Raw genomic sequence first — 20,476 nt, forward strand, 5'->3', positions numbered from 1 at the left:
CCGGGATCGGGGCGGCCGGTCGCCGGGCGTGGCGAGGGCGTTCAGGGGAGGATCGGGACCACGACGAGAGTGGTGCCGCCCAAACGAAGCCTGTCTCCCTTCGCCAGCGGGGCGGCCGTGCACAGCCGGCCGTTGACGCGCACCCCGCGCAGGGAGCCCATGTCCTCGACCTGCCAGCCGTCCCCCTCCGGGATGAGCAGGGCGTGCAGCGGGCTGGCATCCGGGTCGTGCAGCACCAGGTCGCAGTCACGGCGGGTGCCGATGACGAAGCGGTCGTGGAAGACCGACGTCACCCCGGCCAGCTGTACGGCAATCGCGGGCATCGGCTCATCTTGCGGACCCCGCCGGACACCGTCAACACCGAACGACCGTCTCGTGCCGACCACGCCTCCGGAGCGCAGGGCCACCGGACGGAGATCAGCGGCAGAGCAGCACGTCACCGAACCGCACGGCCCCCTGACGCCAGGAGACGAACCCGTCCGAACCAAGAGACCCCTCCGACCCGGCTACGGCTGCGCAGATCAGCGGCGGAGCAGGCCACACAGCACGTCACCGGGCGACGCACCGGACCGTTCTCACCACGCCAGACGACGAAACCGTCCAGCCGAAGGTGAAGAGCACCTTTCGCCCGAATCCATAGCCGGGTCATCACCGAGGCCCAGCCCCACCCGGACAACAGCACCCACCGCAGGCCCAGGCCGCCCACCTCACCGGTGGGGCCGCCGCCACGCTGTAGAAACGCCACGCCACAGACTCAACCCTGCTGAAAGACCGTGATTTGATCGCTCTTTTATCGCGATTTCATCGGTCGTCGTTAGAGTCTTCCATCAATTGCCAGCGTTACATCTTTTGACTCGGAGGCGTCATTGTTCGGTAAGATCGTCGTCGCGGCCGCGATTTCCCTTCCCGCCGCCGTCGGCCTCGGGTCCGCGTCCGCCTGGAGCGCGGCGGCTTCGACGGCCGACCCGTGCGGATACGTGCCCGGCGCGCCCGCGATCCACAACTGCTTCTCCTATAACAGCTGGCTGTACATTTACTATGCCAACGGCGACGCCACGAAGGTATGCATCCCGGCCAACACCGATTATCCCGTACCAGGCGATGCCCGAAGCCTGTCACTCGGAGAGCCCTGTTAGTCAAGGAGAACCCGAGTGCCCGCCAACAAGCAATTGCTGCAGCCGTTCTGCATCGCCGATCCCATATTTTTCGACAGCCCGGAGCGGATACCGGACGAGGCGGAGCGTTTTCCGGCCGCGCGGCGAGCCGCCCCGCCGGGCTGGCACCGGCACGAGCGTGGAGCGTGGGTGTTCCTCCGCCCCGGCGACTCGACACTTCCCGCGCAGGGTTGGAAGATTCACGTCTCGGCCGTGCCGTCCGACGCGGCGAAGGTGTGCGAGATCGTCTGGGACTACTGCGTCGGCCGGCGGATCGCCGTCAAGTTCCTGCGCAGCGAAAAGGCCGTCCTGGCCGTGAACGACAAGTACGCGGACCGGAGCAGCAGTGGGAAGGCGGTCACGCTGTACCCGGCCGACGACACCGAACTGGCCGCGGTGCTCACCGAACTCTCCGAGCTGCTGGCGGGCTTCCCGGGCCCCTACATCCTGAGTGACCTGCGGTACGGGAACGGGCCGCTCTACGTCCGCTACGGCGGCTTCATCGAACGGACATGCCCCGGAGACGACGGCGAGCCGGTGCCCGCCCTGGAAGGACCTGACGGCCGGCTGGTTCCGGATGAGCGCGCGTCGGTCTTCACCGTGCCTGACTGGGTAGCGGTCCCCGAGGTGCTACGACCCCATGTGGCGGCCTGGCAGTCGGACGGTGACGAGGACTTCCCCTTCCACGTCGAAGCCGCGCTACACCACTCCAACGGCGGCGGGGTGTATCTGGCGCGCGACACGCGCAGCGGTGAGCAGGTGGTGCTGCGCGAAGCCCGACCGCACGCCGGCCTCGACCGGGACAGGGTGGACGCGGTGACCCGGCTCGCCGCGGAACGCGGGGCTCTGGAGCGGCTGGCCGGGCTGGACTGCGTGCCGCGCCTCCTGGAGCACCGGGTCGCCTGGGAGCACCACTTCCTGGTGGAGGAGTACATCGAGGGCACGACGCTCCTCGACGCCATCCTCGTCCGCTACCCCTTGACGAACCGAGAGCCGACCGCCCAGGCTCTGGCCGGCTACACGGATTGGGCGCTGGACGTCGCCGACCGGCTCGAGCGCGCGGTGGAGGCCGTGCACGGACGCGGAATCCGCATCGGCGACCTGCATCCGGGCAACGTGATGGTGCGTCCGGACGGGCGCGTCGCGTTGATCGACTTCGAGCTCGCCACGGAGCTCGAGGACGATCGGGCGCCTGCGCTCGCCGCGCCCGGGTTCACGGCGCCCGCCCACCTGTCGGGCGCCGCCGCGGACCGGTACCTCGTCGAGTGCATCCGGCTGTTCCTGTTCCTGCCCGTGTACCTGCGTGGGGAGCGGGCGCCCGGCAGGCCGGCCGTTCTCGTCGACGCCGTACAGCGGCACTTCCCCGTACCGCCGGACTTCGGCGGGCACCTGCTCCGCACACTCCAGCCGACCACGATCCAGGCCGATCCGGTCGTCTCCCTGCTCACGGCCGAAGAGCCGGACTGGCCGGCCCTCCGTGACTCGCTGGTGGCGGGCATCCACGCCAGCGCCACCCCGCACCGGGAGGACCGGCTGTTCCCCGGCAGCCCGGTGCAGTTCGAACACGGGGGCTACGCCTTCGCGTACGGCGCGGCGGGGGTCCTCTACGCCCTGGACCGAGTGGGCGCCGAGGTTCCCGACGAGTACGTGGACTGGCTGATCCAGGCGACCCGGCGGGCCCGGACACCGCAGCCCGGCCTGTTCGACGGGCTGCACGGTGTCGCCGCGACCCTCCACCTGCTCGGTCGCCGGGAGGCGGCACTCGACGTCCTCGACCGCGCCCGGGAGCTGAGCCGTGGCATGCCCGCACCGGGCTTGCTCGGCGGCTGGGCCGGTATCGGCCTGAACCTGCTGCACTTCGCCCGGGTCACCGGCGACTCGGAGTTGCGCGCCGCCGCGGTGCGGATCGCCGACGAGCTGGCCGGGCCGGTGGCCGCCGACGCGAACGGCGGCCGGACTCGACGGCCGGGGAAGGCCGGGCTGCTGACCGGGATGACGGGTGCCGCGCTGCTCTTCCTGCATCTGCACGAAGACACCGCCGATCCCGCCTACCTGGATCTGGCCCGGTCCGTCCTGCTCCAGGAGATGAGCCGTGGCGAGCACCTGGACGACGGCACCTTCCAGCTGGGCGAAGGCGGAGGCCGCTATCGCCTCTACCTCGGCAGTGGCAGCGGAGGACTCGCGCTGGTGCTCCAGGAGTACCTCAAGCGCCGCGACGATCCCGAGATGGCGGCCGTCATCACCCGGGTGCGCCGGGGATGCTGGGCGCCCTTCGTGGTCCAACCTGGCCTGTTCGACGGCCGGGCGGGACTTCTGGCGGTGCTCGCCCAGCTCGGCGCGCCGGAGGACCGGCCGGCCGTCGACGCGCACATCCGGCGGCTGGCCTGGCACGCGGAGCCCTACGAGGGTCACCTGGCCTTTCCCGGCGACAAGCTGCTGCGCCTCTCGATGGACCTGGCCACCGGTTCCGCGGGCATCCTGCTCGCCCTCAACGCTGCGCTCGAGGGGACCTCAACGGTTCTGCCCTACCTCGATCCGCAGCCGGCCATCGCCCACACGTCATGAAAAGGAGGTGAAGGAGATGTCTAAGATCCTCAAGATGCAGGGCATGACCAGCGAGAAGGCCCCAGCGGACTTCTGCGTGTGCGTTTGGACGATCGTGTCGTCCTGGGCATAGCCCGACCCGGGTTGTTCCCCGCCGCCCCGGCGGGGAACAACCCCGCGCCGTACGGCCGCGGTGTCAGGGGCGGGGGATGTTGCGGAGGTTGGAGCGGGCGAGCTGCAGCATGCGGCCGACGCCGCCGTTGATCACCATCTTGCTCGCCGACAGCGCGAACCCCGTCAGCTGCTCCCCCGTGATGTGCGGTGGGATGGACAGCGCGGCCGGGTCGGTGACGACGTCCACGAGCGCCGGACCGTCGTGCCGGAACGCCTCCCGCAGGGCCTCGCGCACGTCGCGCGGGTCCTCCACGCGAAGCCCGTGCGCTCCGGCCGCGCGGGCGATCGCCGCGTAGTCGGTGGCCGGGTAGCTCGTCCCGTACGGCGGCACGCCCGCGACCATCATCTCCAGGTCGACCATTGCCAGCGAGGAGTTGTCGAACAGCACGATCTTGACGGGCAGGCTCTGGCCGACCACCGTCAGCAGTTCGCCCATGAGCATCGACAGGCCACCGTCCCCCGACATCGCGACGACCTGCCGTCCCGGCGCGGCGCGTTGCGCGCCGATCGCCTGCGGCAGGGCGTTGGCCATCGAACCGTGGCTGAACGAGCCGATCACGCGCCGCCGGCCGTTCGGGGACAGGTAGCGCGCGGCCCACACGTTGCACATGCCCGTGTCCACGGTGAACACCGCGTCGTCGGCCGCCTCCTCGTCCAGCACCGACGCGACGTACTCCGGATGGATCGGAACGTGCCGTTCGACACCCCGCGTGTAGGCGGCGACGGCGCCCTCCAGGGCCTCCGCGTGCCGCTTCAGCATGCGGTCGAGGAAACGGCGGTCGGGTTTCTCGCGCACGAGGGGAAGCACGGCCCGCAGCGTCTCGCGGGCGTCGCCCCACACCGCCAGGTCCAGCCGGCACCGGCGGCCGAGGTGCTCGGGCCGCACGTCGACCTGGGCGATCCGCACGTCGTCGGGCAGGAACTTGTTGTACGGGAAGTCCGTGCCGAGCATGAGCAGCACGTCGGCCTCGTGCATCGCCTCGTACGCCGCGCCGTAGCCGAGCAGGCCGGACATGCCCACGTCGAACGGATTTTCGTACTGGATCCACTCCTTGCCGCGCAGCGCGTGGGCGACCGGTGCCTTGAGGCGTTCGGCCAGTGCCATCACCTCGTCGTGCGCCCCCGCCGTACCGCTGCCGCAGAACAGCGTGACCCGTCCGGCGTCGTCGATCATCCGGGTGAGTTCGGCGATCTTCTCGTCGGCCGGGCGGATCGCCGGGCGGTGGGTGACGAGGGAGAGCTGGGCGGCTCCCGCCGGGGCGTCCATCCCCGCGACGTCACCGGGCAGGCACACCACCGAGACGCCCGACCGCCCCACCGCGTGCTGGATCGCGGTCTGCAGGACGCGCGGCATCTGCCCGGGACTGGAGATCAGCTCGGAGTAGTGGCTGCACTCGGCGAACAGCCGGTCGGGGTGGGTCTCCTGGAAGTATCCGGTGCCGATCTCGCTGCCCGGGATGTGGGCGGCGATCGCCACCACCGGCGCCATGCTGCGGTGCGCGTCGTACAGGCCGTTGATCAGGTGCAGGTTGCCGGGCCCGGCGCTGCCGGCGCACGCCGCGAGACGGCCGGTGATCTGGGCCTCCGCGCCCGCGGCGAAGGCGCCGGCCTCCTCGTGCCGTACCTGGACCCAGTCGATGCCGGGCGTACGGCGGATGGCGTCGGTGACCGGGTTGAGGCTGTCGCCGACGATGCCGTACACGCGCTCGACCCCGGCGCGCACGAGGATGACGGCGACCTGATCGCCAATGCTCTGCCTGGCCATTCGTGAGTCCCCCTGCTCGGCGGCGGCCGCACCGACCTCATACCCGGGCGGTCACGGTCCGTATCGGGACGAACGGGCCGGCCAGAGGGGGATCCGGATGTTGAGCGTGGTGCCCGTGCCGCCCGGCCTCTCGCTCTCGATCGTGCCGCCGAGCGCCTCGACGCGGTCCTTCAGCCCGATGAGGCCCGAACCGCCGAGACCGGGGGTGGCTCCGCCGATCCCGTCGTCCTCCACGCCCAGGCTGATCCCGTCGTCGACGACGTCGAGCCGGACCCGTACGAGGGACACGGACGCGTGCTCGGTCGCGTTCGTCACCGCCTCCGCGACGATGTAGTAGACGGCCACCTCGACCTGATCGTCGAGGCGGCGGTCGAGGTTCAGCTCCAGCTCCACCGGCACCCCGGCCCGGCGGGCGAGCGCCTTGATGGCGGGGTGCAGGCCGCCCTTGGACAAGATCGCCGGGTGCAGGCCGCGGGAGATCTCCTGCAGATCCTCCAGCACGCCGGACAACCCCTCGACGGTCGTGGAGAGCCGCTCGCGCAGCACGTTCTCACCGTCGGGTACGGCCGTCTCCGCCGTGCGCAGTTCCAGCCCCAGGGACACCAGCCGCTGCTGGGCGCCGTCGTGCAGGTCGCGCTCGATCCGGCGGCGGGTCTCGTCGGAGGCGGCCACCAGCCGGGCACGGGCGGCGGTGAGCTTGGCGCGGCTCTCGGCGTTGACGATCGCGGTGCCGACCAGCTCGGTGTACTCGATCATGCGCGCCTCGACGCCCTCGGGCTGAGGTTCCTCCGCCGTGGTGAAGGCGATCATCACGCCCCACAGGCGGCCCTCGACCACGACGGGGCAGCCGGCCCCGGACCTGACCCCACGCGTCCGCGCCCAGACGCCGATGCCGCTGGTGGCACGCTGGTAGTCGGTCAGGCGGGCCGGGCGGCCGGTCCGCCGCACCGATGACTCCAGGCTCCGGCCCTCCAGCGACCAGCTCGAACCGACCTGCGGTGCGGCCTCGGCACGCTCCTCCGACTTCCAGGAACCGACCACCGTCGCCATCCGGTCGGGCTCGAAGCGGCTGATCACGACGAAGTCCGCGCCCAGGATGCGGCCCAGCTCGGCGGCGACCGTCTCGAACACCTCGTACGGGGAGGCCGCCCGCGCCACGAGTGTGGCCACGCGGCGCAGCGCCGCCTGCTCCTCGGCGATCCGGCGGAGCCTGCGGTGGCTCGTCTCCAATGAGCGCGCCATCGTGTTGAACGCGCGCTCGAGCAGGCCGATCTCGCCCAGCGAGGTCTCGGGCATGCGGACGCCCAGCTCTCCGCGGGCCAGGTCGGCCGCCATGATCGACGCGCGGCGCACCGGCCGTACGAGGGCGCGCGTCAGGTAGGCGGTGAAGAGGAGGACCAGCGCGATCGAGCTCACCGCCGCCGCGCCCGCCATGGCCATGGCACGTCGCGACGCCTTCATCGAACGCTGTTCGTAACGGGTGGCGAGCGAGCGCTGGACGGTCACGAATCGGTCGAAGTCGGAGCGCAGGGCGGCGACCCGCCGTTGCCCCTCCGCGACCGCCGGGGCGGGGCGCAGGCCCGGCTGCCGCCCCTCCTGGATCGCGGTCACGAGCGGGACCGAGAAGTCCTCGAGGTAGGACGTCGCGGCGCGCACGATCGCGTCGGCGCGTCCGGCCTGGCCGGCGTCGACCGTGGCGGCCAGGCGCCGGAACTCCGCCGCCTGGGCGGGAAGGGCGGCGCGGGCGGCCGTCCAGGGCTTCAGGAAGACCTCGTCGCGGGTGATCTGATAGCCACGCGCGCCGGACTGCAGCTCCACGACGAGCCGGTCGAGGCGGTCCGAGGCGGCGAGCACCTCCTCGGACCGGCCCGACAGCGTCGCCGCGTGGCGTAGCCCGACGATCGCCCCGGCGAGGATCACGAACGTCACGGCCATCAGCAACGCGAACAGCGTGGTCGCGATGATCATCCGCCGGCTCAGGCCCCGTGGAGTGACGACCCTCGACGGCGGGAACGCCCATCCGGTCACTGCTCATCCTCTCGACCAGCGAATACTGGCCGATAATGAGATTAGGGTTGGTGTGGAATCACTCTACGTGCGGAGGAGAGTGATGGTCGAACGTAAGGCGCGGATCGCCCTGGCCGAGGACGACGTACTGCTCCGCGCGGGACTCGCGAGTCTCCTCGAACGGTCGGGGTTCGAGATCGTCGCGCAGGCGGGCGACGGCGAGGAGCTCATCGCCGCCGTGCGCGAACACCGGCCCGACGTCGCCATCGTCGACATTCGCATGCCTCCGGCGTATGAGACCGAGGGGCTGGACGCCGCCCAGGTGATCCGCCGGGAGTTCCCCGCGATCGGGATCCTCCTGCTGTCGGCGCATGTCGAGGTCGACCAGGCGACGGAGCTGCTCGCCGCCGGGCAGCGGGTCGGCTACCTGCTGAAAAGCCGGGTCACGGAGGTCCGTGAGTTCATCGAGACGGTCGAGCGGATCGCCCAGGGCGGCTCCGTGGTGGACCCGGGGCTGGTCCAGGAGCTCCTCACCGCCCGCCACAAGGACGACCCTTTGGAGGGCCTGACCGAACGCGAGCGGGAAGTGCTCGCGCTGATGGCCGAGGGCCGTTCGAACGCCGGCATCGCCAACCGCCTGTGGATCACCGAGGGCACGGTGGAGAAGCACGTGCGCAGCATCCTGGCGCGGATGCAGCTGCCGGAGACCGAAGACGATCACAGACGGGTGCTCGCCGTGATCACCTTCCTGGACAACCGCTGATCGACACGCTCCGTGACGCGTTTCGGCTAGGAATCGGTGGGGGCCCGGTCGATCTCGCCGATCAGCTTGCGGATCGCCGGGCCGGACAGCTCCGACTTGGGCAGGAAGCCGAGGGCCGCACTGCCGGCGACGATGTCGGCGAAGTCGTCCGCCGGATAGGTGGAGATCAGGATCACGATCGGCTTGGCGGGCGATTCGTCGATGAGCAGGCCGGCGAGCTCGACGCCGCACTCCTCACCGAGGCAGACGTCGACGAGGGCCACGCTGGGACGGAGTTCGCCGATCTTCTCGAGCGCCTCCTGGCCGTCTGACGCGACGCCGACGACGTCGATGCCGTCACGCTCGAGAACGCCGCGGGCGGTCTCGAGGAAACGGTCGTTGTCGTCAACGATCAGACAGCGCATGTCCATGGCCCCAGTCTGGCGAATCACTGGTCGAATACGCATTGCCGCTAACCGGAATATAGGTCCTCCCGCTGCCCGGACGCCACTGTCCGGCCCGTGAAAGCCCAGGTCGGACGGGTGTCCAGCCGCGCCGGGACGGCCGTATACCGGCTAGCAGGGGGGTGGGCACTGGCGCTGGCAGGACAGGCGAATGGTGGCTGGCCGCGCAGACACGACGCGCCGTAGGCGCGATTGTGGAGGCATAACCCCAACCGAGCCGTGAGAGGAGAGGACGTCATGTGCCAGCACTGGCCGCAGTGCCCCGAAGCGACTGCCGAGGACCACACCGCCGCACGCGTCATCTCCGCGCATCCGGAGCAGGGCTGGAGTCTGCTCTGCAACGGTGTCGTGGTCTTCGACGACACCGGCGAGCTGTCCCCGGACGGGCACACCGTGTCGCCCCACCGGGCGCGTCCGCTGACGCTCGCCGCCTGAGACCCAACAGCCACAGAACGAGCCCACAGAACGAGCAAAGGACCGACCCATGCGCCGCATCCGCACCCAGGTCAGACGGCCGCGCGGCACCACGCTCCCCGAGCTCGACCTTCGCGCCCCGTCCGGTCGCCCGCTCCCCTACTGAGCGGCCGGCCCCCGACCGAGCCCCTGCACCCCCGCCCGACGGCCGTCCCCAAGGCCGAACGGACCGCCGTACGGTCTGGCGACGCCGGCCCCTGTCGACCAGGCCGTACGGCCGGCTCTCCCTCCCCCACCCCGCGCGGCGGCGGGTCGCCCGTCAGGAGTCATCGGGCAACTCGCCGCCGTACCAGCGCTCGATGAGCTGCCGGGCGATCGAGATCCGGCCCGGCAGCCCCAGCCGCCCCGACTCGGTGGCGGCTCGCAGCTCTGGCCGGGTGAACCAGCGGGCGCTCTTGATCTCCTCGCCGTCCACGCGCAGGTCCTGACCGTCGTACGCGCGGGCGAAGAACCCCAGCATGAGGCTGCGAGGCAGGGGCCACGGCTGGCTCCCGAGGTAGCGGCAGTCGTGCACCGCGATCCCCACCTCCTCGCGGACCTCACGTGCCACGGCCTGCTCCAGCGACTCTCCCGGCTCGACGAACCCGGCCAGGACCGACATCCGTTGCGCCGGCCACTTGTGGCTGCTCGCCAGCAGCATCCGCTCGTCGTCGTGGACCAGCATGATCACGGCCGGGTCCGTACGGGGGAAGTGCTCCGAGCCGTCCACCGTGCAGACCCGGGTGTGCCCCGCGGACGCCGGCTCCGTGAGCGCGCCGCAGCGCGGGCAGTGCGTGTGGGTCTCGTGCCAGTTCTGCAGGGCGACGGCCTGGGTGAGCAGGCCGGCGTCGCGGTCGCTGAGCCGCGCGCCGACCGCGCGCAGGCCGGCCGGCTCGGTGCCCTCGATCGCGGGCAGCGGGGCCGACACCGCGAAGTAGGCCGTCTCGTCGCCGTCGACGCCCAGCAGGTAGCGCTCGCCCTCGGGCGCCTGCTCCGGCGGGAGGAACACCAGCGCGGGCTCGGGCCGTACGAGCGTCTTGCCTCGCTCGACCACCATCACCCGGCTGCGGGGATCCGCCCACGTCCTGGCGAGCCAGGCGTCGTCACGACGGCGCTCGGCGACGCGGTCGAGCGCGCCGCGGGCGAGCGCCAGCCACCCCAGCGTCCCCTCGATCACGAGCCCTCCTGGCCGCGCGCGAACTCGTCCCAGAGGTAGGCGGCGGCCTCCGCGCCCTTGAGCAGCAAGGGCTTTTCCACCTTCTCGTTGGGCGCGTGGATCTGGTCCTCGTCCAGGCCGACCGCGATGAACACCAGCGGCGCCTCCAGGATGTCGGCGAGGTCGGCCTCGGGGCCGCTGCCGCCCTCCCGGGTGAACAGGACCTCCGTGCCGAACGCGCGCTCCATCGCCCGCCGGGCCGCCCGCACGCCCACGGAGTCGATCGGCGAGAAGCACGGGCGCACGCCGCTGCTGGGGAACCTCACGCGCGCCTCGACGCCGGGCGGGGTGTGCTCGTCGACATAGGCCGCGAACGCCTCCTGCACCGCCCGCGGGTCCTGCCCCGCGACCAGCCGGAACGACACCTTGGCGTGCGCCTCACGCGGCACGATCGTCTTGCCGCCCGGCCCGGTGTGGCCGCCCCACATGCCGTTGACCTCGGCGGTGGGCCGCGCCCAGACGCGCTCCAGCGTGGTGAAGCCCTCCTCGCCGAAGGCCGCCCGGCTGCCGCCGGCCGTCTCCAGCCACGCGGCCTCGTCGAACGGCAGCCGCGCGAACAGCTCCCGTTCTTCGTCCGTGAGCTCGACGACGCCGTCGTAGAAGCCCTTGAGCGTGACGCGGTTCTGCTCGTCGTGCAGGCCCGCGAGCAGCGACGCCATCGCGTGCAGCGGGTTGGGCACCGCCCCGCCGAACGAACCGGAGTGCAGGTCGATGGACGGCCCGTGCAGCGAGACCTCCGCCTCGGTGAGGCCCCGCATGCCGGTGCACAGGGACGGCACGTCGGCGGCCCACATGGTCGTGTCGCTGATCACGATGGCGTCGCAGGCGAGCCGGTCGCGGCGGTCGCGCAGGAGCTGGGGGAAGTGCGGCGAGCCGGACTCCTCCTCGCCCTCGACCAGCATCTTGATCGTGACCGGGGGCGCGGTGGCGCCGCTCGCGGCCAGGTTCGCCTTCAGCCCGAGCGTGTGGAAGAACACCTGCCCCTTGTCGTCGGACGCGCCGCGGCCGATGATCCGATCGCCCCGCTCGATCGGGTCGAACGGCGCGGTCTCCCACTCGTCCAGCGGCTCGACCGGCTGCACGTCGTGGTGGCCGTACACGACGACGGTGGGCGCGTCCGGGTCGGCGGCGGGCCACTCGGCGAACACGGCCGGCAGGCCGGGGGCGTCCTGGGTGCCGGTCTCCCAGATCTCCACGAGAGGGAACCCGGTCTCGCGCAGGTGCGCCTGGAGCCATTCCGCGGAGCGGCGTACGTCACCGCGGCGCGCGGGGTCACCGGAGATCGACGGGATGGCGAGCCAGTCCTTCAGCGCCGTGAAGAAACCGCTCGCGTTGGCCTCGATGTACTCGCGTACGTCCATTTAACCGCTTCCTTGCAGGTGCGACGTCTTCTGGCACTCTAATGCCGTGACCGTCTTCATCGACCGCCCCCTGTGGCCCGCCCGCGGGCGGTTGTGGTCCCACATGGTCAGCGACACGTCGTTCGCCGAACTGCACGAGTTCGCCGCGCGGCTCGGGATGCCACCCCGCGCCTTCGAGCGCGACCACTACGACGTGCCCGCCGACCTGTACGAACCGGCGCTGCGGCTGGGCGCGGAGCCGATCGGGTCGCAGGAGCTGGTGGCCCGGCTCATCCGGGCGGGCCTGCGCCGCCGGAAGTACTCCCCAGGAGCATGAGCTCAGTCTCGACGTTGTGCCGTGCGGCGGCGTCCCAGCGCTCGCGCGCGGGCGCGGTGCGGTACAGCGCGGGCAGGGCGAGCAGGGCGCGCAGGATCTCCGCGCGGCCGGCGCGGAACGCCTCGTCCGGCACCGCGGCGTACTCCTCGCGGACGGCGGCGGCGTACGCCGCGTAGCGGTCCGGCGGCGCGGCGAGGACGGCCAGGTCGGCGTCGCACAGCACCGCGCCGTCGCGGTCGCCCTCCGCCGGGTCGTGGGTCGCGGTCAGCCGGACGAGACGGGCGACCTCGGCGACCGTCGCGGCGGGCAGGTCGGTGTCGGCGAGCATCCGCTCGGCCAGCACGGCGCTGCGCTCCTCGTTGTCGCCGCGCATCGGGTCGTACACCGCGTCGTGGAACCAGGCCGCCAGGCGCACCGTGTCGGCGTCGGCGGCCTCGCCGGCCAGTTCGTCGACGTGGTCGAGCACCTCGGCGAGGTGCTCGGTGGTGTGGTAGCGGCGGTGTGGCTCCGCGTAGCGCCGCAGCAGCTCGGCGCCGAGCGCCTCCGGGCCCGGCCAGCGCCGCAGCAGGTCCATCAGGAGGCGCGGGCGGTCCAGCGCCCGCCGGTCCGCTCGATGGTGATCGGATGGTCGAAGCAGGCGCTGATCAGCCCGGTGGTCAGCACGTCGTCGGCGGCGCCGGAGGCGAGCACCCGGCCCTGCCGGAGCAGGATCGCGTGGGTGGTGCTGGCCGGCAGCTCCTCCAGGTGGTGGGTGACCAGCACGGTGGTCAGCGACGGCTGGGCGCGGCGGAGCTGGTCGATCGAGCTGAGCAGCCGTTCGCGGGCCGCGACGTCGAGCCCGGTGGCCGGCTCGTCGAGCAGGAGCAGCCGGGGGCGCGGCATGAGCGCGCGGGCGATCAGCGCCCGGCCGCGCTCGCCGTGCGACAGCGTCGGCCAGCGGGCGTCGCGGTGGGAGTCGAGCCCGAGCAGCTCGATCAGCTCCTCGGCGCGGTCGAGGTCCTCCGGCTCGGGCTTCCAGTGCGGGACCAGCTCGATGCTGCCGGTCATCCCGGTGAGCACGATCTCGTGCACCGTGCGGGCGGACCGCAGCGGGTGGTGCGGGTTGACGTGCCCGATGTGGGCGCGCAACTCGCGTACGTCCACCCGGCCGAGCCGCCGACCGAGCACGTCGACCGACCCGCTCGTCGGATGCTGGTACGCGCCGAGCAGGCTGAGCAGCGTGGACTTGCCGGCGCCGTTGGCGCCGAGGAGGGCCCAGTGCTCCCCCTCTCGCACGGTCAGGGAGACCTCGTCGAGCAGGGCCCGGCGGTCCCGTACGAACCGGACGTCGTCGGTCTGCAGCACGGTCGGTTTGTCAGCGCTCATCGCCTGGCAGGTTATCCGAGACACGCGCGGCCTCCGTTGTTGCGTACCGCCGTGGGCGCGCGCCACTATGGTCACCCTGAGCTTAGGTAAGCCTTACCTCACTCCATTTCACGAACCGGGGGACCCGTGCGGCTCTACATCGTGGCCGGCAAGCAGACCGACTCGGTGACCCACGGGTTCCTCCCGGCCGCCGCCGCGCTGGGCCTGGACGTCACCCTGCTGACCGACCGCGAGTGGCCGGTGGAGACCCTGCGCTGCGACGTCACCGACTTCCGTTCGATCGTCGCCGCCGTCGCCCGCGGCGGCGAGCCCGCGGCGATCTTCTCCAACAGCGACCACCTGCAGACGCCGGCGGCGCTGGCCGCGGAGTTCTTCGGCCTGCCGGCCAAGGACTGGCGCGCCACGCTGCGCGCCAAGAACAAGGCGCTCACGCGGCGCGCCCTCGGCGGGGTGTACGCCGTCGAGCTGTGGCCCGGGGAGGGGCCGCCCGGCGACGCGCCCTACCCGCTCGTGGTCAAGCCTCGCGAGGGCGTGGCCAGCGAGGACGTCTTCCTCGTGGGCGACGCGGACGAGCTGAAGGCCCGGTGCGCGGAGATCTGGGCCCGGCGGCCCGAGGCGCTCCTCGCCGAGGAGTACCTCCCCGGCACGCTGCACACCCTGGAGACGCTGAACGGCCGGGTCCTCGGCGGGTTCCGCACGACGGTCTCGCCCCCGCCGCACTTCGTCGAGGAGCGCCTCGACTGGACGACGCCGCCCTACGCCGGCGAGGTGCTGGCCGCGCTGCGCACGCTGGGCGTCGGCCTCGGCGCCTGCCACACCGAGTACGTCGTGCACGAGGGCCGCGCCCGCGTCGTCGAGGTGAACTACCGGATCATCGGCGACCACTGCGACTTCCTGCTCGGCGACCTGCTCGGCGTGCCGATCTTCGAATGGGTGCTGCGCGCCCACCTGGGCGAGCCGGTGCCGCCCGTACCGGCCGCCGGCGGGCACGCCGCGGTCGACTCCGTGATCGCGGACCGGCCCGGCACGCTGGTCTCCGCGCCGGAGCGCCAGGAACACGAGGACGGCGGCGTGCGGCTCGCCTACTGGCCGGTCCGCGCCCTCGGGGACCTGATCGAGCCGACCCGCACCAACCGCGACTACCTCGGCATGATCCGCGCGCTCGGCCCGGACGCCGCCGCGGTCGACGCGGCGATCCGCGCGTTCCGCGAGCGGCACGCCTGGGAGATCGTCCCTTGACCGGCGAGACCGCCACGCCCGTACGCTCCCGCGAACGTGAGGTCTACCTCGCCGCCCGCGTGCTCGACGCGCTCCTGCGCGAGGACTACGGCCGGCTGTCGCGGCACGTCGCGGACGGGCGGCTGACGCTGCCGGGCGGGCGCGCCGTCGCGCTGACGCGCGAGCGGGCCGGCACGGGCCGCCACCCCGGCTTCCTGGCCGAGCGCGTGGTCGACGACGACGCGCTCACCCTCGACGAGGTGATCGCGGCCACCCGCGCGCTCGCCGACCCCCGCGACGACGTCGCCGCCTTCGAACGCGAGTGCCGTGAGGCGCTGCGCGCGCTCCGCCTGTACGACGCGGTACGGCCGCGCCCCGGCGGCGTGACCCGCTACGAGGCGCTCGCGGCCGCCCTCGACCACCCGGTCTACCCGACCGCGCGGTGCCGCCTCGGCCTGGAGGAGCGCGACCTGCTCGCCTACGCGCCGGAGTTCGGCCCGTCGTTCCGGCTCTGCTGGACCGCCGTGCCGGGGTCCACCTGCCGTGGCGTGCGCCCGGACTGGTGGCCCGCGGCCGCCGACCTCGGCCTGCCGGACGGCACCGACGTGTTCCCCGTGCACCCGCTCACGGCCCGGCTGCTGCCGACCGTGCCCGGCCCCGCGGTGACCGTACGGCCCACACTGTCCATGCGGACGGTGGCCGTCGGGCCGCGCGAGCAGCTCAAGCTGCCGCTGCCGACGAGCACGCTCGGCCTGCGCAACCGCCGGGTGATCATGCCGGGCACGCTCTCCGACGGCGCCCTGGTCGAACGCGTGCTCCGCGCCGTCGCCGAGCGCGAGAACGCGCCCGTCCTCCTGGCCGACGAACAGACCTACGGGCACGCCGACGACCCGCTCCGCGGTTACCTGCTGCGGCGCATGCCGGCCGACGGCGTGCCGGTCGCGGCCCTGCTCGCCCGCACGCCGGAGGGCCCCTACGTCATCGAGGAGCTGGCCGGGGACGTGGCCGCCTTCTTCGGCGACTACCTCCACGCGCTGTTCCGCTGGAACGTCCCGCTGCTGACGCGGTACGGCATCGCGCTGGAGGCGCACCAGCAGAACGTCTCCATCGTCCCCGGCCCGCCGATGCGGCTGATGATCAAGGACAACGACGGGGCGCTCATCGACCTGCGGCGGCTCGGCGACGCGCTCGGCCGGGCGCCGGAGCCCGGGGAGTTCGCCGACCCCCGGCTGCCGACCACCGATCCGGAGGCCCTGGCCAAGGTCTTCGTCACGATCACCGTGCACCTGTGCGCGGGCGCGCTCGCGTTCGGCCTCGCCGAACGCGGCCTGCTGCCCCTCGCCACGGGCCTGGAGCTGATCCGCGACCGTCTCGACGCGGCGCTCACCGCGCACGACCCCACCGGTTTCCTGCGCGCCCGGACTCTCGACGCCGACCGGCTGCCCGGCAAGGCCATGGTCACCGCCGGCACGCTCGTCGGCAAGGACCGTACCGGCGCCGAGGACATCAACAAGCACTACGGCCCGTCCGGGCCGAATTACCTGACGAACTATCCGAAGAGGTCCGCGTCTTGACGTCGCTCGCCCACGCCGTCCCCCTCCGGCCGGTGCCCGCCCCGCCGTCCCCGCGCGCCGACGCCGGTGAGATCACCGCGCTCGCCCTGCTCAACTGCGCGGTACGCGAGCTGTGCGCGCCAGAGCGCCAGATCTGGCCGGCCCACCCGTACCTCGTCGTGCGGCTCCCCCGCGTCGGCGCGATGCTGCGGGCACGGCTGCTGCGGCCACAGGTGATGACCCCGCGCCTCGCCGCGCCGGTCGAGGAACTGCGCGACGGCTGGGTGCCGATCGGCTGGCAGCGGCTCGCCGAACTGGTCGCCGGCGAGCTGGAACTGACGACCGGAGAGGCCAATCCGGAGTTCACCGAGCAGGTCACGGCGAGCCACGACGCCGTCCAGACCATGATCGGCGAAGGGCGGCCGCCGGAGCCCGACCCGTACCTCGACTCGGAGCAGGCCCTGATCGCCGGGCACCGGTTCCACCCCTCGCCCAAGGCCCGGCAGGGCGCGGACTGGCCGTCCTACGCCCCCGAGACCGGCCGCCGCTTCCCGCTGCACTGGCTCGCGGTGCGCGAGGACGCGATCGCCGAGGAGGGCGACGTCACCCTGCTGGACCGGCTCGGCCCGCCGGTGCGCGCCGGCTACCGCGCGCTGCCCGCGCATCCCTGGCAGCTCGCGCTGCTCGCGCCCGCCGCGGACGCGATCATCGACCTGGGCCCGTACGGTCCGGAGGCCACGCCGACCTCCTCGGTGCGGACGGTCTACGTGCCCGACGCGTTCCTGAAGTTCAGCCTCGACGTGCGCATCACCAACTGCGTGCGCAAGAACGCCTGGTACGAGCTGCCCGGCGCGGTCGCGCTGACCCGCGCGCTGCGGCCGGTCTTCGACGGGCTGCCGGCCGGGCTGCTCGGCGAGCCCGGATACCGCACGGTCTCGGTCGGCGACCCGCGGCTGCACGAGGGGCTCGGCGTCATCGTCCGCGAGGGCGTCCGCGGCTTCGCGGGCACGCCGCTGCTCGCCGCCGCCATCGCCGACCCGTACGCCCGCAGCGGCGCGGCCGTCGCCCGGCTGCTCACCGGCTCCTCCCCCGAGCACCTGCTGGCCTGGTGGGACGCCTACGTCCGCCACGTCGCCCCGCCGGTGCTGCGCGCCTACCTCGACCACGGCGTCGTCCTCGAACCCCACCTGCAGAACGTCCTGGTCGCCGTGGACGGCGACGGCATGCCCGCCCAGGCGATCTTTCGCGACCTGGAGGGCACCAAGCTGCTGCGCGAGCCGTGGGCGTCCTTCCTCGACGAGCTGCCCGGCCCGGTGGCGCGCGCCATGACCTACGACCCCGAGCGCGGCTGGGACCGCGTGGTGTACTGCCTGTTCGTCAACCACCTCGCCGAGGTCGCCGCGGCCGTCGCGGACCTGTGCCCGGCGCTGGAGCGCGAGCTGTGGCGGCTGGCCCGCCACCACGTCGCCCGGTGCGCCGAGGAGGCGCCGGCCGTGCCCGGCGGCGCGGCGCGGCTGCGCGCCCTGCTCGCGGGCGTGCCGCTGCCCGCCAAGGCCAACCTGCGCACGCGCTGGGCCCGTGACCCCGACCGCGCCGCGCCCTATGTCGCCGTGCCCAACCCGCTCGCCGACCTCGCCGTGAGCCCGTGATGCTCTCCGGCGCCGTACGGGAACGGGCGCTGTCGGCCGCGCCGCCCGCCTACGTCTACGACCTCGCCGGCCTGGGCGCGCACGCCGCGGCGATCCGCGAGGCGGTCCCCGCGGAGCTGTACTACGCGGCCAAGGCCAACCCCGACGCGCGGATCCTCGCGGCGCTCGCGCCGCACGTCGACGGGGTCGAGGTCTCCTCGGGCGGCGAACTGGCCCACGTGCGCGCGGCGCTGCCAGGGACCCGCCTGGCGTTCGGCGGGCCGGGCAAGACCGAAGAGGAGCTGGCCGCGGCGTTCGCCGGACCCGCGCCCGTGCACCGGATCCACGTCGAGTCGCCGCTGGAGCTGCGGCGCCTCGCCGCGCTGCGCCGCGAGGCGGACGTGCTGCTGCGGGTCAACCTGCCCATCGCGGCGGCCGGGGCGTCGCTGCGGATGAGCGGGCCGTTCGGCATGGACGCCGAGGCGCTCGGGCGCTGCCTGGACCTGCTGGCCGAGGCGCCCTGGCTGCGGCTGCGCGGCATGCACGCCCATCTGGCGTCCGGCCTGGAGGCCGAGCCGCTGCTGGAGGTGGCGGCCCACGTGCTCGGCTGGGCAAGGTCGTGGCTGGAGGGTCCCGCCGAGATCAATCTCGGCGGGGGCATGGCCGTCGACTACCGGGACCCCGCCCGCCGGTTCGACTGGGCGGCGTACGGGGCGGGGCTGGCCGCGCTGCGGCGGCCCGGCGAGGTCCTGCGCGTCGAACCGGGCCGGGCGGTCACGGCCTACTGCGGCTGGTACGTCACGGACGTGCTGGACGTCAAGCGCACCCACGGCACGGCGTACGCCGTGCTGCGCGGCGGCACCCATCACCTGCGCACGCCGGCGGCCAAGGGGCACGACCAGCCGTTCACCGTGCTGCCGGCAGGCAGCGGCGACGGCGTGGGCGGCCCCGTGACCCTCGTGGGCCAGCTGTGCACGCCCAAGGACGTCCTGGCCCGCGACGTGACCGTGGAGCGCATCGCGGTCGGCGACGTGGTGGCCTTCGCGATGGCCGGGGCGTACGCCTGGAACATCTCCCACCACGACTTCCTGATGCACCCGAAGCCCTCGGTCCACTACGTCGGGCCCGGTTAGGTCGCGGCTTCCGGTAGCTTCCGCGGGTGGCCGTCTTCCAGAGTCGCCCGCGCCGGGTCGCACTGATGACCGGCGCGGCGGTGGTCGTCGCCGTCGTGCTCGCCGTCGTGTTCGCCGTCGTCCTCGGCCGGGGTTCCTCGCCGGGGAGCGGCGGCGCACGGCCGTCTCCGCGGTTCACGCCGCCACCCGCCGCCGCGGGGTTCGACTACCAGATCGGAGGTCCGTACCCGCCCGCGTCCGGGGTGCGGGTCGTCTCCCGCGACCGGTCCGCGGCGCCGCTCGCCGGCCGGTACACCATCTGCTACGTGAACGCCTTCCAGGCCCAGCCGGACGAGCTGGCCTGGTGGCGGCGGGCCCACCCGGACCTCCTGCTGCGCGAGCCCGGCGGCGCGCCGGTCATCGACCAGGACTGGAACGAGGCGCTCCTGGACGTCTCGACGCCCGCCCGGCGAGCCGCGCTCGCCACGGTCGTGGGCTCCTGGATCGACGGCTGCGCGCACCGGGGCTTCCAGGCGGTGGAGCCGGACAACCTCGACTCCTACGAGCGGTCCGGCGGCCGGCTGACCTCGGAGGACAACGCCGCGTTCGCCGCCCTCCTCGCCCGCCGCGCCCACGCCGACGGCCTGGCCATCGGGCAGAAGAACACCGCCGAACTGCTGCCCTGGCACGCCGGCATCGGCTTCGACTTCGCCGTCACCGAGGAGTGCGGCCGTTACGACGAGTGCGACCGCTACGCGTCGGCGTACCCGGGCCGCGTCTTCGACATCGAGTACCGCCCACGCGACCTGCCCGCGGCCTGCCGCGACCATGCCGGCCGGCTGTCGGTCGTCCTCCGCGACCGCGACGTCACCCCGCCGGGCGACCCCGCCCACCGCTTCGCGACCTGCTGACCACTCCCGGGCCGGGGATCACCATGGGGGCGGCTCCAGGTGCTCCCGGATCCGGTCGGCCATATCGTCGCGACGGGCATGGCCGAGGCCCTCGTCCTCAGACCTTCCGAGCATGCCGAACACGCCGGGCCCGCGCCGTTCCGGCGGAAGGTCGCTCATGCGCGGGATGACGTGGAAGTGGACGTGGCTGAAGCCTTCGGACTCGGCGAACTGGGCGACGTAGGTCTTGGCGCAGCCGGTCACGGCGTGCAGGGCGCGGGACAACCGCACCTGCCACTGGCCCAGCACGGCCGCCTCGGCGTCGGTCAGCTCGGCGATGGCGGTCACGTGCCGCAGGGGTACCACGACCAGCCAGCCGGGCATGCCCGTGCCGAACGCGTGCGCCGCCCGCCAGTACCGATCGGCCGCGATGTGGTCTCGGGACGGCAGCGATCCCAGGCGCGCATTGTCATCGCATGTCAGACATCCTGCGGATATCGGCATGACGCCGATG

At 72.9% G+C, this 20,476-nt stretch carries 19 protein-coding genes; 10 read left to right on the forward strand and 9 right to left on the reverse strand.

The annotated features are described in order from the left end of the window. Positions 1 to 41 precede the first annotated feature (41 nt). Positions 42 to 323, reverse strand: a complete 282-nt coding sequence (locus QSK37_RS07105) for an FHA domain-containing protein (RefSeq protein WP_285570498.1) — start codon at positions 321 to 323, stop codon at positions 42 to 44. Positions 324 to 866: 543 nt separating this feature from the next. Between QSK37_RS07105 and QSK37_RS07110 the strand changes: the two genes are divergently transcribed. After that, positions 867 to 1,136, forward strand: a complete 270-nt coding sequence (locus tag QSK37_RS07110) for a hypothetical protein (protein ID WP_285618390.1) — start codon at positions 867 to 869, stop codon at positions 1,134 to 1,136. A gap of 15 nt (positions 1,137 to 1,151) precedes the next feature. Further along, positions 1,152 to 3,719 (forward strand): class III lanthionine synthetase LanKC, encoded by a 2,568-nt coding sequence (lanKC, locus tag QSK37_RS07115; RefSeq protein ID WP_285618391.1) that lies wholly within the window; start codon positions 1,152 to 1,154, stop codon positions 3,717 to 3,719. A 175-nt stretch (positions 3,720 to 3,894) separates the two neighbouring features. On the opposite strand, the gene QSK37_RS07120 is transcribed toward lanKC, so the two are convergent. Beyond that, on the reverse strand, positions 3,895 to 5,637 hold the full coding sequence (locus tag QSK37_RS07120; protein ID WP_285618392.1) for a pyruvate dehydrogenase: 1,743 nt from the start codon (positions 5,635 to 5,637) through the stop codon (positions 3,895 to 3,897). 51 nt (positions 5,638 to 5,688) lie between these two features. Then, complete coding sequence (locus QSK37_RS07125; protein WP_285618394.1) at positions 5,689 to 7,665, reverse strand: CHASE3 domain-containing protein; 1,977 nt, start codon at positions 7,663 to 7,665, stop codon at positions 5,689 to 5,691. 82 nt (positions 7,666 to 7,747) lie between these two features. Between QSK37_RS07125 and QSK37_RS07130 the strand changes: the two genes are divergently transcribed. After that, positions 7,748 to 8,407, forward strand: coding sequence for a response regulator transcription factor (locus tag QSK37_RS07130; RefSeq protein ID WP_285570517.1), 660 nt, complete (start codon positions 7,748 to 7,750; stop codon positions 8,405 to 8,407). A gap of 26 nt (positions 8,408 to 8,433) precedes the next feature. Here the strand turns inward: QSK37_RS07130 and QSK37_RS07135 are convergent, their stop codons facing one another. After that, entirely contained in the window at positions 8,434 to 8,817 is a 384-nt protein-coding gene (locus tag QSK37_RS07135; protein WP_285618395.1) for a response regulator, read from the reverse strand. 270 nt (positions 8,818 to 9,087) lie between these two features. On the opposite strand from QSK37_RS07135, the gene QSK37_RS07140 reads away from it, so the two are divergent. Next, on the forward strand, positions 9,088 to 9,285 hold the full coding sequence (locus tag QSK37_RS07140) for a DUF5999 family protein (protein WP_285618396.1): 198 nt from the start codon (positions 9,088 to 9,090) through the stop codon (positions 9,283 to 9,285). Between the two features lie 298 nt (positions 9,286 to 9,583). On the opposite strand, the gene nudC is transcribed toward QSK37_RS07140, so the two are convergent. Beyond that, on the reverse strand, positions 9,584 to 10,477 hold the full coding sequence (nudC, locus tag QSK37_RS07145) for an NAD(+) diphosphatase (RefSeq protein ID WP_285618898.1): 894 nt from the start codon (positions 10,475 to 10,477) through the stop codon (positions 9,584 to 9,586). Next, positions 10,477 to 11,880, reverse strand: a complete 1,404-nt coding sequence (locus QSK37_RS07150) for a dipeptidase (RefSeq protein WP_285618397.1) — start codon at positions 11,878 to 11,880, stop codon at positions 10,477 to 10,479. The genes nudC and QSK37_RS07150 overlap by 1 nt, the downstream gene beginning before the upstream one ends. Before the next feature lie 46 nt (positions 11,881 to 11,926). Here QSK37_RS07150 and QSK37_RS07155 point away from each other — a divergent pair, with 46 nt between their 5' ends. Then, complete coding sequence (locus QSK37_RS07155) at positions 11,927 to 12,196, forward strand: DUF4031 domain-containing protein (protein WP_285570531.1); 270 nt, start codon at positions 11,927 to 11,929, stop codon at positions 12,194 to 12,196. Here the strand turns inward: QSK37_RS07155 and QSK37_RS07160 are convergent. Beyond that, positions 12,150 to 12,770 carry an HD domain-containing protein gene (locus tag QSK37_RS07160; protein WP_285618398.1) on the reverse strand — a complete coding sequence of 207 codons (621 nt, stop codon included), beginning with the start codon at positions 12,768 to 12,770 and terminating at the stop codon, positions 12,150 to 12,152. The genes QSK37_RS07155 and QSK37_RS07160 overlap by 47 nt on opposite strands. Beyond that, the gene (locus QSK37_RS07165) at positions 12,770 to 13,561 is read right to left on the reverse strand and encodes an ABC transporter ATP-binding protein (RefSeq protein ID WP_285570536.1); all 792 of its coding nucleotides are present in this window, start codon (positions 13,559 to 13,561) and stop codon (positions 12,770 to 12,772) included. Before QSK37_RS07165 ends, QSK37_RS07160 begins: the two co-directional genes overlap by 1 nt. 126 nt (positions 13,562 to 13,687) lie before the next feature. On the opposite strand from QSK37_RS07165, the gene QSK37_RS07170 reads away from it, so the two are divergent. Genes QSK37_RS07170 through QSK37_RS07190 form a run of 5 tightly spaced genes read left to right on the forward strand, consistent with a single transcriptional unit; the run spans position 13,688 to position 19,983 of the window. Then, positions 13,688 to 14,800, forward strand: a complete 1,113-nt coding sequence (locus tag QSK37_RS07170; protein WP_285618400.1) for an ATP-grasp domain-containing protein — start codon at positions 13,688 to 13,690, stop codon at positions 14,798 to 14,800. Then, positions 14,797 to 16,353 (forward strand): IucA/IucC family protein, encoded by a 1,557-nt coding sequence (locus QSK37_RS07175; protein ID WP_285618401.1) that lies wholly within the window; start codon positions 14,797 to 14,799, stop codon positions 16,351 to 16,353. The genes QSK37_RS07170 and QSK37_RS07175 overlap by 4 nt, the downstream gene beginning before the upstream one ends. Beyond that, positions 16,350 to 17,981 carry an IucA/IucC family protein gene (locus tag QSK37_RS07180; RefSeq protein ID WP_285618402.1) on the forward strand — a complete coding sequence of 544 codons (1,632 nt, stop codon included), beginning with the start codon at positions 16,350 to 16,352 and terminating at the stop codon, positions 17,979 to 17,981. The genes QSK37_RS07175 and QSK37_RS07180 overlap by 4 nt, the downstream gene beginning before the upstream one ends. Beyond that, positions 17,981 to 19,093, forward strand: a complete 1,113-nt coding sequence (locus QSK37_RS07185; RefSeq protein WP_285618403.1) for an alanine racemase — start codon at positions 17,981 to 17,983, stop codon at positions 19,091 to 19,093. The genes QSK37_RS07180 and QSK37_RS07185 overlap by 1 nt, the downstream gene beginning before the upstream one ends. A gap of 26 nt (positions 19,094 to 19,119) precedes the next feature. Continuing rightward, positions 19,120 to 19,983: an endo alpha-1,4 polygalactosaminidase gene (locus tag QSK37_RS07190; RefSeq protein WP_285618404.1), complete on the forward strand. Its 864-nt coding sequence runs from the start codon at positions 19,120 to 19,122 to the stop codon at positions 19,981 to 19,983. A gap of 18 nt (positions 19,984 to 20,001) precedes the next feature. On the opposite strand, the gene QSK37_RS07195 is transcribed toward QSK37_RS07190, so the two are convergent. Next, a complete protein-coding gene (locus QSK37_RS07195) occupies positions 20,002 to 20,466 on the reverse strand; it encodes an HIT family protein (protein ID WP_285618405.1) in 465 nt (154 codons plus the stop codon). Between the last annotated feature and the right edge of the window lie 10 nt (positions 20,467 to 20,476).

This window comes from Actinoallomurus iriomotensis (assembly GCF_030269445.1).
Classification (GTDB): domain Bacteria; phylum Actinomycetota; class Actinomycetes; order Streptosporangiales; family Streptosporangiaceae; genus Actinoallomurus; species Actinoallomurus iriomotensis.

Coding starts and splice junctions, on each gene's coding strand:
- QSK37_RS07105 (WP_285570498.1), bottom strand. CDS start 323: ATGCCCGCGATTGCCGTACAGCTGGCCGGGGTGACGTCGGTCTTCCAC.
- QSK37_RS07120 (WP_285618392.1), bottom strand. CDS start 5,637: ATGGCCAGGCAGAGCATTGGCGATCAGGTCGCCGTCATCCTCGTGCGC.
- QSK37_RS07130 (WP_285570517.1), top strand. CDS start 7,748: ATGGTCGAACGTAAGGCGCGGATCGCCCTGGCCGAGGACGACGTACTG.
- QSK37_RS07135 (WP_285618395.1), bottom strand. CDS start 8,817: ATGGACATGCGCTGTCTGATCGTTGACGACAACGACCGTTTCCTCGAG.
- QSK37_RS07140 (WP_285618396.1), top strand. CDS start 9,088: ATGTGCCAGCACTGGCCGCAGTGCCCCGAAGCGACTGCCGAGGACCAC.
- QSK37_RS07150 (WP_285618397.1), bottom strand. CDS start 11,880: ATGGACGTACGCGAGTACATCGAGGCCAACGCGAGCGGTTTCTTCACG.
- QSK37_RS07160 (WP_285618398.1), bottom strand. CDS start 12,770: ATGGACCTGCTGCGGCGCTGGCCGGGCCCGGAGGCGCTCGGCGCCGAG.
- QSK37_RS07165 (WP_285570536.1), bottom strand. CDS start 13,561: ATGAGCGCTGACAAACCGACCGTGCTGCAGACCGACGACGTCCGGTTC.
- QSK37_RS07185 (WP_285618403.1), top strand. CDS start 17,981: ATGCTCTCCGGCGCCGTACGGGAACGGGCGCTGTCGGCCGCGCCGCCC.
- QSK37_RS07195 (WP_285618405.1), bottom strand. CDS start 20,466: ATGCCGATATCCGCAGGATGTCTGACATGCGATGACAATGCGCGCCTG.